General features: G+C 55.2%; 12 protein-coding genes and 1 riboswitch. Of the genes, 4 read left to right on the top strand and 8 right to left on the bottom strand.

From position 1 onward, the window contains the following. Positions 1-302: 302 nt before the first annotated feature. Both murI and btuB read right to left on the bottom strand, forming a co-directional pair. Positions 303-1,184, bottom strand: coding sequence for a glutamate racemase (gene murI, locus M8014_RS05140; RefSeq protein WP_271281467.1), 882 nt, complete (start codon positions 1,182-1,184; stop codon positions 303-305). Next, positions 1,129-2,982, bottom strand: a complete 1,854-nt coding sequence (gene btuB / locus M8014_RS05135) for a TonB-dependent vitamin B12 receptor BtuB (protein WP_271281466.1) — start codon at positions 2,980-2,982, stop codon at positions 1,129-1,131. Before btuB ends, murI begins: the two co-directional genes overlap by 56 nt. Positions 2,983-3,048: 66 nt before the next feature. After that, a riboswitch (cobalamin riboswitch) is annotated at positions 3,049-3,348 on the bottom strand. A 104-nt stretch (positions 3,349-3,452) separates the two neighbouring features. Here btuB and trmA point away from each other — a divergent pair. Next, entirely contained in the window at positions 3,453-4,553 is a 1,101-nt protein-coding gene (trmA, locus tag M8014_RS05130; RefSeq protein WP_271281465.1) for a tRNA (uridine(54)-C5)-methyltransferase TrmA, read from the top strand. Positions 4,554-4,598: 45 nt separating this feature from the next. Here the strand turns inward: trmA and M8014_RS05125 are convergent, their stop codons facing one another. After that, a complete protein-coding gene (locus M8014_RS05125; protein ID WP_271266288.1) occupies positions 4,599-4,958 on the bottom strand; it encodes a YijD family membrane protein in 360 nt (119 codons plus the stop codon). Positions 4,959-4,968: 10 nt separating this feature from the next. Further along, the gene (fabR, locus tag M8014_RS05120; RefSeq protein WP_032615233.1) at positions 4,969-5,607 is read right to left on the bottom strand and encodes an HTH-type transcriptional repressor FabR; all 639 of its coding nucleotides are present in this window, start codon (positions 5,605-5,607) and stop codon (positions 4,969-4,971) included. Between the two features lie 196 nt (positions 5,608-5,803). On the opposite strand from fabR, the gene sthA reads away from it, so the two are divergent. Continuing rightward, positions 5,804-7,204, top strand: coding sequence for a Si-specific NAD(P)(+) transhydrogenase (sthA, locus tag M8014_RS05115; protein ID WP_271281464.1), 1,401 nt, complete (start codon positions 5,804-5,806; stop codon positions 7,202-7,204). Here sthA and oxyR read toward each other — a convergent pair. The 4 genes from oxyR to argC all read right to left on the bottom strand — a co-directional run bounded on the left by oxyR (position 7,187) and on the right by argC (position 11,640). Then, positions 7,187-8,104 (bottom strand): DNA-binding transcriptional regulator OxyR, encoded by a 918-nt coding sequence (gene oxyR, locus M8014_RS05110; RefSeq protein WP_271281463.1) that lies wholly within the window; start codon positions 8,102-8,104, stop codon positions 7,187-7,189. The genes sthA and oxyR overlap by 18 nt on opposite strands. Before the next feature lie 291 nt (positions 8,105-8,395). Further along, positions 8,396-9,769, bottom strand: coding sequence for an argininosuccinate lyase (gene argH / locus M8014_RS05105; RefSeq protein WP_271281462.1), 1,374 nt, complete (start codon positions 9,767-9,769; stop codon positions 8,396-8,398). Positions 9,770-9,852: 83 nt separating this feature from the next. After that, the gene (argB, locus tag M8014_RS05100) at positions 9,853-10,629 is read right to left on the bottom strand and encodes an acetylglutamate kinase (protein ID WP_271281461.1); all 777 of its coding nucleotides are present in this window, start codon (positions 10,627-10,629) and stop codon (positions 9,853-9,855) included. Positions 10,630-10,635: 6 nt separating this feature from the next. Then, on the bottom strand, positions 10,636-11,640 hold the full coding sequence (gene argC / locus M8014_RS05095; protein ID WP_271281460.1) for an N-acetyl-gamma-glutamyl-phosphate reductase: 1,005 nt from the start codon (positions 11,638-11,640) through the stop codon (positions 10,636-10,638). 88 nt (positions 11,641-11,728) lie between these two features. On the opposite strand from argC, the gene argE reads away from it, so the two are divergent. Beyond that, the gene (argE, locus tag M8014_RS05090) at positions 11,729-12,880 is read left to right on the top strand and encodes an acetylornithine deacetylase (RefSeq protein ID WP_271281459.1); all 1,152 of its coding nucleotides are present in this window, start codon (positions 11,729-11,731) and stop codon (positions 12,878-12,880) included. Between the two features lie 247 nt (positions 12,881-13,127). After that, positions 13,128-15,779 (top strand): phosphoenolpyruvate carboxylase, encoded by a 2,652-nt coding sequence (gene ppc / locus M8014_RS05085; RefSeq protein WP_271281458.1) that lies wholly within the window; start codon positions 13,128-13,130, stop codon positions 15,777-15,779. Positions 15,780-15,851 lie beyond the last annotated feature (72 nt).

Below are 15,851 nucleotides of genomic sequence, written 5' to 3'. Positions count from 1 at the left end.
AGAGACTTGGTATTCATTTTTCGTCTTGCGACGTTAAGAATCCATGTCACTTTGAGTGCCCACACAGATTGTCTGATAAATTGTTAAAGAGCAGTGCAACGCGGCGTTAAGCTCACCGTTGCGAGGTCCCGTATATTACGTTTTCCTCATTCAGAGTCAAGCAATTATTTTTCGCTTTTCTCTGTCGGCGTTCATCTCTGAAGCCTGCTGTCACGGCGGTTTGTAATCCGTTGTTCCGTGTCAGTGGAGGCGCATTATAGGGAGTTCTCTGACGGTGACAAGAGGAAATTTAAAAAAAACTTTCAACCGTCTCTTTTTTGCTCAAAACCGTGCTCCAGCGCGAGTTTTTCGAGCGTTTCGAAGCCATAACGCAGTAAAACGGGTAAAAGTTGCTCAGTTTCGGGCGTTAACGCCATGCAATACGCGATATTCGCATCAACAGATTTTGCATCTGGCGCTTCATGCTCAAGCAACCATGCTGTGCGACGAGCGATGGCGGCGCCGGAATCCACCAGACGGGTTCCTTCCGGCAGGACGGCAAGCAGTTCTTCCTGCAGCAAAGGAAAGTGAGTGCAACCCAGTACGACCGTGTCAGGTGGTTCATTCATTAACAACCACGGGCGTAAGATGCGACGCAACTCTTCCAGCGACACCGTTTGACCGTGCAGCTTCGCTTCGGCCATCTCAACCAGCTCAGCAGACCCTAACATGGCAATCTTGCATTCATTGGCAAAGCGCTCAATCAATTCGCGCGTATAAGGACGCTTAACCGTACCGCGTGTCGCCAGTAATCCCACCACGCCGTTTGCCGTCAGGCGCGCAGCGGGTTTAATCGCCGGAACCACACCGACAACCGGGAACGGGAATTTTTCGCGTAATGCAGGGAGAGAAACCGTACTCGCCGTATTGCAGGCAATCACCGCCAGTGCGAGGGGATAACGCTGCTGCACGGCAGTGACGATCTCGAGGACGCGCTCGACAATAAACGCTTCGCTCTTTTCCCCATAAGGAAAAGCGACGTTATCGAAAGCATAGATGTAATGAAGATCCGGCAGGAGATGCCGAATCTCATCATAGACCGAAAGCCCACCGACGCCGGAGTCAAACACCAGCACGGTGGGACGTGGATCAGAAGGTGTAGCTGCCAGACAAGGTGTATTCCCGTCCTGCAGTTTGGTAGCCATAAACTGTCTCGTAATCTTTATCGAACAGGTTGGCTATTTTACCACGAACTACAAGATGTGAGGTGACCGGATACGAAACTGCGAGATCCCACAAACTTACGCCGCCCAGTTTCACGCGCTCGGAAGTAAAGGTATTAGGATCGTACGACACGTCATAACGGGTACCCAGGTAGCGGTACGCCAGGTTCCAGTCGAGGTCCCACACCTGCATATCCAGCTGGTATTTCACCTGCTGCTTCGAACGACGGGCAAGCACTTCGTTTGTTTTGGCATTACGCGGATCCACGTAGTCATAGGAGATCTGATGCCCTACCAGACCGGTATCGAACTGTGCCGTCGCTTCGATGCCTTTGATGCGCGCTTTATCGACGTTGTAGTAGCGGAAGGTACGCGGGTCGCTGCTGATCAGATTGTCGATATCGTTACGATAACCTGACACACGCCAGTTCACCGGGCCAGTCAGCCCCTCAAAACCGCCTTCCCACTGCTTGCTCTCTTCCGGTTTCAGATCCGGGTTGCCATAACTCGCACTGTGGATCTGACTCATCGTTGGTGCTTTAAAGGCTGTGCCGTAGGAACCGATGATCCGATAGCCGTCAATGAACTCCCATCCGGCGCTGGTCTGCCAGGTGTTATGGTTGCCAAAGTTAGAGTTATCATCGTTACGCGCTGCGGCTTCCAGCGTGACGCTATCAAACTGCTGCAGAGCAGACAGGAACACGCCTGTATTGCGCTGATCGTAACCGTTATCCAGATAGCCGGTACCCGCCTGGGTTTTTTGCTTCTGCCAGTCCAGACCCGCCCCGATATTGCCGTGACCCACCGTGATGGTGTTCAGCCACTGCGCAGTATATTGCTTAACATCATCCATCGTGGCGGACGACGCATAGCGACCTTTCGCAGGATCATAGTTCTGGTCTTTGCTGCGACCATACCCGGCCACCAACTGTGACTGATAAATGCCCTGGTTAAAGCGCAGGCCGGTATCCCAGTTCTGGCTATACAGCTGGCGCGTATCTGGCATGCCATCGACCATAAAGTTGGCATCATAATGCTCATAACCGTCATAGTCGGTGCGGTTGTCATAACCCAAACCACGCACGAAGCCGCTCAGGTTGTCGGTGATCTGCTGTTCGATGGAACCAAACAGCGACTTACTCATAAACCCATCGCGGTCAGGCTGACGTGGGGCATCCTGGGCATCGATATCAAAACCGCGCGTGTAGGTATAGTTACCGCCCATCGTGATTTTGGTTTTATCGAGCACCTGCTGGAAGGAGCCGTCATAGGTCTGATAGCCTTTAGAACCGACGCCAGCTGAAATCTCCGCGCCCGGCTTGTCGCGACCGGTAATGATGTTAATGACGCCGCCAATCGCATCTGAACCATACAGCGCCGAACGTGGGCCACGGATATATTCGATACGTTGAATAAGCGAAACAGGGATTTGGCTGAGATCCGGGGAGTTGCTGATACCGGCGTTATTCAGTGGAATACCGTCAATCAACACCAGCACGTGGCGGGATTCGGTACCGCGAATAAAGGTAGAGGAGTTAGCGCCCATTCCACCGCTTTGCGCGATATCAACGCCGGGTAGGCGAGACATCACCTCAACGACGCTTTTTGCCTGCCAGCGTTCGATATCTTCCCGGGTCACCACGGAGTTCGGTGCCAGAACGGTATTAGCAGGTTGTTCAACGCGGTTTGCTGTCACCACCAACGAGTCTGTGCCATCCTGCGCCCAGCCCGAAAATGCCGTGACGGAAAGCGCCGTCATCAGCGAAACTTTTTTAATCATTGTTAAAGCATCCACAATATAAGAAGGATGCCGCAGGCCTCATCTATAGCACGCGATGATGACACCAAATGCGACGTGATACCGGCAGGTCTTCGGGCTAGGTGGCGTGTTGTGGATGAAGACTTCCCGCCCACTTCATCCTTCAAGCTGCCTCTGCGTTGGCTGCACTCGCTCACCCCAGTCACATAGTTTTCTATGCTCCTGGGGGTTCACTCGCTTGCCGCCTTGATGCAACTTGAATGATTTTGTGGATATTAAGCAGTGTCTACAACTCTCATCCCGCCAGTCTTTACCGCTGCGCGTCAGCTCCAGATTTTCACTGGATTCCCTCTTCACTCCTAAGAGACCGGAAACATAATGCTACAATTAGATACGTATAGATGTCCAGACTGCTGATAACCATTAAGGCTGGACATCCCCTGCACAATCCCTACAATCCCGGCGTAATTCATCATCAATCAGGAAGCATCATGACCCCCGAACACCTCCCGACAGAACAGTACGACGCACAGCTGGCAGAGAAAGTGGTCCGTCTGCAAAGCATGATGACGCCTTTTGCTGCGCCTGCGCCTGAGGTGTTCCGCTCACCGGTCAGCCACTATCGTATGCGCGCTGAGTTCCGTATCTGGCACGATGGCGACGACCTGTATCACATCATTTTCGATCAGCAGACCAAAAGTCGTATCCGCGTCGATACCTTCCCGGCCGCCAGCGAGCTGATTAACCAGTTAATGGCGCTGATGATGGATGGCGTGCGCGATAATCCGCTGCTGCGCCATAAGCTGTTCCAGATTGACTACCTGACCACCCAAAGCAATCAGGCCATTGTCTCGCTGCTGTACCATAAAGCGCTGAATGATGAGTGGCGCCAGGCGGCAGAAGCCCTGCGCGATGCCCTGCGCGCGCAGAACATCAACGTGCACCTGATTGGCCGCGCGACCAAAACCAAAATCGCGCTGGATCAGGATTTCGTCGATGAGCGCCTGCCGGTTGGCGGTAAAGAGATGATTTATCGCCAGGTTGAGAACAGCTTTACTCAGCCTAACGCCGCGATGAACGTGCAGATGCTGGAGTGGGCGCTGAAAGCGACCGAAGGCTCAACGGGCGATCTGCTGGAGTTGTACTGCGGTAACGGTAACTTTTCGCTGGCGCTGGCGCGTAACTTCGAACGCGTGCTGGCAACCGAAATTGCCAAACCGTCGGTTGCAGCCGCGCAATACAACATCGCCGCGAACCATATTGATAATGTGCAGATTATCCGCATGTCGGCGGAAGAGTTTACCCAGGCGATGAACGGTGTGCGTGATTTTAACCGTCTGCAGGGTATTGATCTGAAGGGCTACCAGTGTGAGACGATTTTCGTCGATCCTCCGCGCAGCGGGCTGGACAGCGAAACCGAGAAAATGGTGCAGGCGTACCCGCGTATTCTGTATATCTCCTGCAACCCGGAAACGTTATGCAAGAACCTGGAAACATTAAGCCAGACGCACAAGGTTGAACGTCTGGCATTATTCGATCAGTTCCCGTACACGCACCATATGGAGTGCGGCGTACTGCTGACAGCCCGATAAAACTCGGTTGCCGGATGGCGCTTCGCTTAACCGGCAAACAAAACCTTATTCTGGCAGCTGGTGCTTACGGTCACGCATCTTGAAGCCAATCCAGAACACCAGAATGACAGACAGCACCGCCGGGAAGAAGTTAGAGCCCATATCCGGGTACTCAGCGCGTACCACGGTGCTGTACAGCAGGACACCCAGAACAAAGAAGGCCGCCGACAGCGCCGGTAAACCCACCGGCATAGTGCGATTCAAATAGCGTTGATGCAGACAGTACACCGTCAGTACCAGCGCAATCATCGGGAAAACCGAAAACGGCACAATGGAACTGAAAACAGCTGCAAAGGTTCCGTTAATGGATAAGCCAGCGATCAATGCCAGCAACAATGTTCCTTTATCCTGTCCTGTCTGTTTCATTACTCACCTTTCACTCATCGGATTGATGCGCCAGTTTTTCCTGTTCGCGGCGATACCAGTAATACGCGCCCTTGGAGATCATCCGCAGTTGCAATACCAGTCGCTCTTCGAGTTGCTTGCGTTGTTCAACGCTTACATCCAGTGCTTCGGCGCCCGCACTGAAGACAATTGTCACCATCGCCTCGGCCTGCGCTTCAGTGAAGGCGCGCGGCATATGGTTTTCGAGTTCAAGATAGTCAGCAAGTTCCGCAATGAAGTGCTGAATCTCACGCGCCACGGCGGCACGAAACGCTGCCGATGTTCCCGAACGCTCACGCAACAATAAACGAAATGCGTTCGGATTATTGCCGATAAACTCCATAAAAGTGGAAACAGAGGTGCGGATCACGCTTCCTCCTTTAGCGATCCGCTGGCGCGCCTGACGCATCAGCTGGCGCAGCATCAGACCGCTTTCATCCACCATGGTCAGACCCAGTTCATCTACATCACGAAAGTGACGGTAGAAGGAGGTAGGCGCGATCCCGGCTTCGCGTGCGACTTCACGCAGACTCAAACTGGCAAAACTTCGCTCAGCACTCAGTTGACTGAATGCCGCTTCCACCAGCGAACGCCGGGTTTTCTCTTTTTGTTGTGCTCTTACGCCCATCACGATAGTTGAATCCTTCCAAAGGCCCGCTGGCACTATACCAGAGAATAAATTTAATCTGTTTACCAGGCTTTGAGAATGACGGTTTACATGTTGTTTGTGCTCCACCACGCGAAAAGAGCACAACGATAATTGGGTTATCCCGGCGATGATGTTACTATTCTGTTGCTTTTATGTATAAGAACAGGTAAGCCTGACCATGCCACATTCCTACGATTACGATGCAATAGTTATTGGTTCCGGCCCCGGCGGCGAAGGCGCTGCTATGGGACTGGTTAAACAAGGAGCCAGAGTAGCGGTCATTGAGCGCTACCATAATGTTGGCGGGGGTTGCACCCACTGGGGCACCATCCCTTCCAAAGCCCTCCGCCACGCCGTCAGCCGCATTATTGAATTCAACCAAAATCCTCTTTACAGCGATCACTCCCGACTTCTGCGTTCTTCCTTTGCCGACATCCTCAACCATGCCGATACCGTCATTAATCAGCAAACCCGGATGCGTCAGGGATTTTATGAGCGCAACCACTGCGAAATTCTGCAGGGCAACGCCCATTTTGTTGATGAACATACCCTGGCGCTGGAGTGCCACGACGGCTCCGTCGAGACGATTACCGCCGAGAAATTCGTTATCGCCTGCGGGTCACGTCCGTATCATCCCGATGACGTCGACTTTTCCCATCCACGTGTCTATGACAGCGACTCGATCCTGAGCCTGCATCACGAGCCACGCCATGTGCTGATTTACGGTGCAGGGGTGATCGGCTGCGAATACGCGTCGATTTTCCGTGGAATGGAAGTCAAAGTTGATTTGATTAACACCCGCGATCGTCTGCTGGCGTTTCTCGATCAGGAGATGTCAGATTCGCTCTCTTACCACTTCTGGAACAGCGGCGTGGTGATTCGCCACAATGAAGAGTATGAGAAGATCGAAGGCTGCGATGACGGCGTCATCATGCACCTGAAATCCGGTAAAAAGCTGAAAGCCGACTGCCTGCTGTACGCCAATGGTCGAACCGGTAACACCGATTCGCTGGCGCTGGAGAACATCGGTCTTGCCACTGACAGCCGCGGTCAGTTAAAGGTTAACAGCATGTACCAGACCGCCCTGCCGCATATCTATGCCGTGGGTGACGTAATTGGTTACCCAAGCCTGGCCTCTGCGGCTTACGATCAAGGGCGTATTGCGGCGCATGCGCTGGTAAAAGGTGAAGCGACTGCCCATCTGATTGAGGACATTCCGACCGGTATTTATACCATTCCGGAAATCAGCTCAGTGGGGAAAACCGAACAGCAGCTGACGTCGATGAAAGTGCCGTATGAGGTGGGTCGTGCGCAGTTTAAACACCTGGCGCGGGCGCAAATCGTGGGGATGAGCGTCGGTACGCTGAAGATATTGTTCCATCGCGAGACGAAAGAGATCCTCGGCATTCACTGCTTCGGTGAACGCGCGGCGGAAATCATTCATATCGGCCAGGCCATCATGGAGCAAAAAGGTGGCGGTAACACCATTGAGTACTTCGTTAACACCACCTTTAACTACCCGACCATGGCAGAAGCCTATCGGGTAGCAGCGCTAAACGGCTTAAACCGCCTGTTTTAACGTACTGTCGAAACGGCCATTCATCGAACTACGAATGGCCTCTGCCAGCTGCTCATAGCGGCTGCGCAGCGGCGATCCCGGACGATAGACCAGCCCAACCGTACGACGCGGTTCGGGTTTGATGCACGGCAAATAAACCACGCCGTCGCGTTTACGCTCTGGCGGAACCGACAGCGCGGGCAGTAATGTAATCCCACTTCCGGCCGCCACCATGTTACGCAGCGTTTCCAGGCTGGTTGCGCGGAAGTGCGTATCTTCATCCGCACCCGCTTCAAAGCAGAAGCCCATCGCCTGATCGCGCAGACAGTGACCATCTTCCAGCATCAGCAGCTTTTCACCCGCCAGATCGGCCATCGGCACGCGATCGCGGTTCGCCCACGGGTGATCGGCATAGATCGCCAGCATCATCGGCTCGTCAAACAGCGGCACTTCGATAAAGGCTTCACTCTCTTTAACCAGCGCGAGGATCGCACAGTCGAGCTTGCCGCTGTCGAGCTGGGCCAGCAGCTGATGGGTTTGCGCTTCGTGCAGGTACATTTCAAGTTTCGGGAAGGTCTGGTGCAGCATGGGAATGATTTGCGGCAACAAGTATGGGCCAACGGTAGGGATCAGGCCAATATGCAGCGGACCGGACATGGTTTCCCCCTGCTGGCTTGCCATTTCCTTGAGCACTTTGACCTCGCGTAACACGGTACGCGCCTGATCCACCAGCAGAAGACCTGCCTGAGTGAACAGTACTTTACGGCTGGTGCGCTCGAGCAACATCACGCCAAGTTCATCTTCCAGCTTGCGGATCTGACCGCTCAGCGTGGGCTGACTCACGTGGCAGGAATCCGCCGCCCGCCGAAAATGACGGTGTTCGGCTAACGCTACCAGGTATTCAAGATCACGAATATTCATTATTCATCCTCCGTCGCCACGATAGTTCATGGCGATAGATAGCATAGCAACGAACGATTATCCCTATCAAGCGTTCTGTTGAATAATGCACCACATAGACGAGGCGGTACCTGTTTGACCCTTGAAGTCCTGCCCGTTTAAACGAGTTTCTCTCAAAACTCGAACAACTAAAGCCAACGTGAACTTTTGCGGACCCCGTGGTCCGCTTTTTTTTGCGTAAAAAAGCCAGCGCAAGGCTGGCTCATTATTCGTAGGCCGGGTCAGCGTAAGCACCACCCGGCATTTGCACCGTCATACTAAACGGTTTTTCGCATCCGCAATCGCCTGCGCTACCTGCTTCGGCGACACACCACCTTTGGCCGCACGCTTATCCAGGCACGACTGCAGGGAGAGAATCGGATACACATCATCGCCAATCACGCTGCTGAATTTCTGCAGGTCGCTAAGCGGGAGATCTTCCAGCGGTTTGCCCTGGCGAATTGCCTCAACTACCGCCTCACCCACAATATGGTGCGCTTCACGGAACGGCACGCCTTTGGCGACCAGATAATCGGCCAGTTCAGTCGAGTTGGCATATCCTTGCTGCGCCGCATCCTGACAACGCGGACGTTTTACCTGAATGCCGTCCAGCACCAGCGCCGCCATATGCAGACAATCCAGCCAGGTGTCGAGCGCGTCAAACAACCCTTCTTTATCTTCCTGCATATCTTTGTTGTAGGCCAACGGCAGACCTTTAAGGGTCATCATCATGCCGGTGAGCGCACCCTGCACGCGACCACACTTGCCGCGGATAAGCTCAAGTGCATCCGGATTTTTCTTCTGCGGCATCAGTGATGAACCGGAGGTCACGCGATCGGACAGCTCAACAAAACCGGCTTCACCAGAGTTGAAGAAAATCAGGTCTTCGGCGAAGCGCGACAGATGCACCATGCCAATAGAGGCGTTAGAGAGCAGTTCCAGCACGTGGTCGCGATCGGAGACGCTGTCGAGGCTGTTGCGGGTCGCGGAGGCAAAGCCCAGCCAGCCTGCCAGCTGTTCGCGGTCGATTTCATATGCCGTACCGGCCAGCGCGCCGCTGCCGAGCGGACTGACGTCCAGGCGTTTCAACGTATCCTGCAGACGGCTTTCATCACGCGCCAGCATCTCAACGTAGGCCAGTGACCAGTGAGCAAAGGTGACTGGCTGCGCGCGCTGCAGGTGGGTATAACCCGGCATCACCGCATCCTGGTTGTTGTGCGCGGTTTCCACCAGCGCGCTTTGCAGCTGACGGTTAGCGGCCAGCAGTTCCACCACGGTGTCTTTACACCATAGCTTCAGATCGGTGGCGACCTGGTCGTTACGGCTACGGCCGGTGTGCAATTTTTTACCCAACTGGCCGACTTTGTCGATCAGCTTGCCTTCGACCCAGCTGTGAATATCTTCAGCATCGCTTTCGAGAATGTGCAGCGGGTTAAGGCGCACCTCTTCCAGCAGATTGTTCAGCGCCTCTTCCAGCTGCAGTTGCTCATCAGCAGTCAGTACGCCAACGGTCACCAGCGCTTTGGACCAGGCCACCGAGCCGACGATATCCTGTTCGGCCAGGCGGTAGTCGAAGCGCAAAGAGTCGTTGAACTGTTTGAACCGCTGATCTGCTGCCTGTGTAAAACGCCCACCCCAAAGTGCCATAACATGCTTCCTTAAATTCGGTTAGTGTTGCCCTCTTTTATCCCCTCTCCCTCCGGGAGAGGGTTAGGGTGAGGGAAAAAATCTTACGCCAGAATACGCGTGCCAATCGGCGTGCCGTTAAACAGCGCCGGCAGCTGTTCGGCGTGACGCCAGGAGGCGATATCCACCGGGCGGCCAAGCGTGCGGGCAGCATCCAGCGCCGCGTTCACTTTCACGATCATCCCGTCGGTGATAATGCCCTGGGCGATCAGCTGCTCTGCTTTCTCGGCAGTCATCTCCGCGATGCGCTGGCCTTTGCCGTCCAGGATACCACTCACATCAGAGAGCAGGATCAGGTCCGCGCCCAGCGTCGCCGCCAGAGCCGTTGCCGCCTGGTCAGCGTTGACGTTCATCAGCAGCCCTTCTTCGGTGACGCCGATAGAGCTCACAACCGGCAGGAAACCACCTGCCAGCAGGGTGTTAATCAGCGCAGGCGAACCCGGCTGCGCCAGGCCAACGTGGCCAAGCTCTTCGTCAAACTGGGTCACCTTGACGCTGTCGCCGTCACCCAGATAAAGTCCCACGGAGGCGATGTTATGTTTCTTCGCCCATGCCAGCAGGGTTTTGTTGGCCGTTCCCGCCAGCGCACCGGTGATGATGTCGATCTGATCTGCAGGCGTGACGCGCAGGCCATTTTTCTTTTTCACCGGCAGGTTCAGGCCTTTCATTAACTCATCCACCACGCAGCCGCCGCCGTGCACAATCACCAGCGGGCGTTGATGCAATGCGCGATAGCTATCCAGCGCGGTAAACAGACGCTCCAGCGCTTCTTCGCTGTCCAGCAGTACACCACCGAGTTTGATAATTAATGGGTTCATCATCACACCTTAAATAAGAGACTGCGTTTCAGCGTAGCCAAAACGAATATTTGCGCACTGCATGGCCTGTGCGGCAGCGCCTTTTAATAAGTTATCTTCTGCCGCCACCACGATCAGGTGTTCACCCTGAACGGCAAAGCCGATATCACAGAACGGCAGACCGACCACGTTTTTCAGCGCCGGAAGGCCTTTGTCGTACAGGCGTACCAGCGGTTTGTCGGCATAGGCCTGGGTAAACGCGTCAGTTACCTGGTCTTTGGTCACGCCTGGCTTCAGGCGGCAGGTGATGGTTTCGAGGATCCCACGCGGGAAGCTGCCCAGATGCGGGGTAAAAATGACCTCTGCGCCCAGATGAGTGGTGATTTCCGGGTGATGACGATGATTGAACACGCCATACGGCTGCAGGCTGACTTCGCAGAAGCTGTTGCCGATAGCCGCCTTGCGCCCTGCCCCGCTCACGCCGCTGGTGGCGTTGATCACGGGCCACTGATTCAGATCCAGCAGGCCCGCGTCGATCAACGGCTTAAGGGAGAGCTGTGCTGCCGTTGGGTAACAGCCCGGAACGGCAACCAGATTCGCCTCTTTCAGCCGGTCTGCGCTCCACTCCGCCAGACCATAGACTGCGTTTTCAAGCAGATCCGGGTGCTGATGCGTGAAGCCATAGTATTTTTCGTAGAAAGCGGCATCGTTCACGCGGAACGCACCGGAGAGATCGAACACCACGCAACCGGCCGCCAGGAACTGCGGCGCCAGGTCATGGCTGACCTCGTGAGCGGTGGCTAAAAAGACCACGTCCACGCCGTCGGCAAACTCGCTGATATCCGACATTGGCTGCAATGGCAGATCCACAACACCTTTAAGTTGCGGATGTAAATCGGAAATTAACTTTCCTGCATCATTGCTTTGCGCTGAGACAGTCAAAGCGGTTATGGTCATATGTGGATGGCGATTCACGTAGCTTACAAGCTCTGCGCCCGCATAACCGCTAGCGCCTACAATCAGCGTATTCAACATCGGGTTCCTTTATGCTCAACGTTAATGTATTTTTATTCACATTTATTGCATGAATATTGATACTATCACGACCTAAGGTATGTCAACAATGAAAATGAATTTACCGCCATTTATCGAGATTTACCGCGCCCTGATTGCCACGCCGTCGATCAGTGCAACGGAAGAAGCGCTGGATCAGAGTAATGAGACTTTAATCAATCTGCTGGCAGGTTGGTTCAGCGATCTCGGCTTTAAGGTGGAGGTTCAACCTGTTCCTGGAACCCGTAATAAATTTAACCTGCTCGCCAGTACCGGAGAGGGTGCAGGCGGCCTGCTGTTAGCCGGGCATACCGATACCGTACCCTTCGACGATGGCCGCTGGACCCGCGATCCGTTTACCCTGACCGAACATGACAACAAGCTGTACGGGCTGGGCACCGCCGACATGAAAGGCTTCTTCGCCTTTATCCTCGACGCGCTGCGTGACGTCGACGTGACAACGCTGAAAAAGCCGCTCTATATTCTGGCCACTGCCGACGAAGAGACCAGCATGGCCGGCGCGCGCTACTTCTCTGAAAACACCGCGATTCGTCCGGACTGCGCGATCATTGGCGAGCCGACCTCGCTGCAGCCGATTCGGGCGCATAAAGGTCATATCTCGACGGCAGTACGCGTGCTGGGTCAGTCCGGCCACTCCAGCGATCCGGCCCGCGGCGTGAACGCCATTGAGCTGATGCACGATGCCATCGGCCACATCATGCAGCTGCGCGACACGCTGAAAGAACGTTATCACCACGATTCGTTCACCGTCCCCTACCCGACGTTAAACCTCGGGAGCCTGCACGGCGGCGATGCCTCGAACCGCATCTGTGCCTGCTGCGAACTGCACATGGACATCCGTCCGCTGCCGGGCATGACGCTGAGCGACCTGAATGGCTTACTGACCGAAGCGCTCGCACCGGTCAGCGAACGCTGGCCGGGCCGCCTGACGGTGTCCGATCTGCATCCACCGATCCCTGGTTACGAGTGCCCGCCGGACCACCAGCTGGTGGAAGTGGTGGAAAAACTGCTCGGCGAAAAAACCGACGTGGTGAACTACTGCACCGAAGCGCCGTTTATTCAGACTCTATGCCCGACGCTGGTGCTGGGCCCGGGCTCCATCAATCAGGCCCACCAGCCGGATGAATACCTGGAAACGCGCTTTATTAAGCCGACGCGCGAGTTAATTACCCAGGTTGTACATCACTTCTGCTGGCACTAACGTGTTTCCTCCTCTCTGCGGAGAGGAGGAAAATCTCGCGATCCCCATCACATTCCCATAAGCATCTCTTATCTGACGCGAAGTGAATTAAATTTCGTAAATTGCCCGCATTTATTCGTTTGCTGAACCGTTTTCGCAGCAATTGACGACGGGGGTTTTACGTGGCTTTATAAAGGGAGATGACAAAATAATGTCCAAAAGATTTCCGACTGGGCATAAACAAAAATGATGGGGTGATTGGGTTTTTATGAACGAACAATATTCCGCGTTGCGTAGTAATGTCAGTATGCTCGGCAAAGTGCTGGGAGATACCATTAAGGATGCGTTGGGAGAGAACATTCTCGATCGCGTTGAAACAATCCGTAAGCTGTCCAAATCTTCCCGTGCCGGTAACGAAGCCAATCGTCAGGAGCTGCTCACCACCTTGCAGAATCTCTCTAACGACGAGCTGCTGCCGGTTGCCCGTGCCTTTAGCCAGTTTCTGAATCTTGCGAATACCGCCGAGCAGTACCACAGCATTTCGCCAAAAGGTGAAGGTGCCAGCAACCCGGAAGTGATTGCCCAGACGCTCAGAAAACTGAAAGACCAGCCCGATCTTAACGAAGCCACCATTAAAAAAGCGGTGGAGTCCCTGTCACTGGAGCTGGTGCTTACCGCCCACCCGACCGAAATTACCCGCCGCACCCTGATCCACAAAATGGGTGAAGTGAACAACTGTCTGAAGCAGCTCGATAACAAAGAGATTGCTGACTACGAACGTAACCAGCTTATGCGCCGTCTGCGCCAGCTGATTGCCCAGTCATGGCACACCGACGAAATCCGCAAGCATCGCCCAAGCCCGGTTGATGAAGCCAAATGGGGCTTTGCGGTGGTGGAAAACAGCCTGTGGGAAGGAGTACCTAACTACCTGCGCGAGCTGAACGAACAGCTGGAAGAGAACCTCGGCTATCGCCTGCCGGTCGATTTTGTGCCGGTGCGTTTCACCTCCTGGATGGGCGGCGACCGCGACGGTAACCCGAACGTCACTGCCGACATCACGCGCCACGTTCTGTTGCTAAGCCGCTGGAAAGCGACTGACCTGTTCCTGAAAGACATTCAGATTTTGATTTCTGAGCTGTCGATGGTTGACGCCACTCCAGAACTGCTTGAGCTGGTGGGTGAAGCCGGTGCTACCGAACCGTACCGCTTCCTGCTGAAAAACCTGCGCGGCCAGCTGCTGGCAACCCAGGCGTGGCTGGAAGCCCGTCTGAAAGGCCAGCGTCTGCCGAAGCCGGCAGGCCTGTTGAGCCAGAACGAGCAGCTGTGGGATCCGCTGTACGCCTGTTACCAGTCGCTGCAGGCATGCGGCATGGGCATTATCGCTAACGGCGAGCTGCTCGATACCCTGCGCCGCGTGAAGTGTTTCGGCGTGCCGCTGGTGCGCATCGACGTGCGCCAGGAAAGCACCCGCCACACCGAAGCGCTGGGTGAACTGACCCGCTACCTTGGCATTGGTGACTACGAAAGCTGGTCAGAAGCCGACAAACAGGCCTTCCTGATCCGCGAACTGAATTCCAAACGTCCACTCCTGCCGCGCAGCTGGGAACCGAGCGAAGAAACTCGCGAAGTGCTCAACACCTGCAAAGCGATCGTCGATGCGCCGAAAGGATCGGTGGCGGCCTACGTGATCTCAATGGCGAAAACGCCGTCCGACGTGCTGGCGGTTCATCTGCTGCTGAAAGAAGCAGGGATCACCTTCGCCCTGCCGGTTGCGCCGCTGTTCGAAACTCTCGACGACCTGAATAACGCCAACGACGTGATGACCCAGCTGCTGAACATCGACTGGTATCGCGGCTTTATTCAGGGCAAACAGATGGTCATGATTGGCTATTCTGACTCCGCGAAAGATGCAGGCGTGATGGCTGCCTCCTGGGCGCAGTACCAGGCGCAGGACGCGCTGATCAAAACCTGCGAAAAAGCGGGTATTGAACTGACCCTGTTCCACGGTCGCGGCGGCTCTATCGGTCGCGGCGGCGCGCCAGCCCACGCGGCACTGCTCTCCCAGCCGCCGGGTAGCCTGAAAGGCGGCCTGCGCGTCACCGAGCAGGGCGAGATGATCCGCTTCAAGTACGGTCTGCCGGAAGTGACCATCAGCAGCCTGTCGCTCTACACCAGCGCGATTCTGGAAGCAAACCTGCTGCCGCCGCCGGAGCCAAAAGACGCCTGGCGCCACATCATGGACGAGCTGTCGGATATCTCCTGCGACTTGTACCGTGGCTATGTACGCGAAAACAAAGATTTCGTGCCTTACTTCCGCTCGGCCACGCCAGAGCAGGAGCTGGGCAAACTGCCGCTCGGCTCGCGTCCGGCAAAACGTCGTCCGACCGGCGGCGTAGAGTCTCTGCGCGCCATTCCGTGGATCTTCGCCTGGACGCAAAACCGCCTGATGCTCCCGGCCTGGCTGGGTGCCGGTGCCGCACTGCAAAAAGTCGTGGACGACGGGAAGCAGAACGAACTGGAAACCATGTGTCGCGACTGGCCGTTCTTCTCCACCCGTCTGGGAATGCTGGAGATGGTGTTCTCGAAAGTCGACCTGTGGCTGGCGGAATATTACGATCAGCGCCTGGTGAAACCAGAGCTGTGGGCGTTGGGTACCGAGCTGCGTGAGCTGCTGGAAGGTGACATCAAGGTAGTACTGGATATCGCCAACGACTCCCATCTGATGGCCGATCTGCCGTGGATTGCCGAGTCTATCCAGCTGCGTAACATCTACACCGATCCGCTGAACGTCCTGCAGGCTGAGCTGCTGCACCGTTCGCGCAAAGCGGAAGAGGAAGGCCAGGAGCCGGATCCACGCGTTGAACAAGCGCTGATGGTGACCATTGCGGGCGTTGCGGCAGGCATGCGTAACACCGGCTAATCATTACCGGGATGCCCCTCATACGTTTGTACGAGGGGCATCTAAAATATTCCTGTAATAAATGGTTTAAAT

The sequence above is a fragment of the Silvania hatchlandensis genome, from assembly GCF_025564065.1.
Classification (GTDB): domain Bacteria; phylum Pseudomonadota; class Gammaproteobacteria; order Enterobacterales; family Enterobacteriaceae; genus Enterobacter; species Enterobacter hatchlandensis.
Note: the sequence above shows the minus strand (reverse complement) of the source record. Positions and strands in the feature narration are given on the sequence as shown.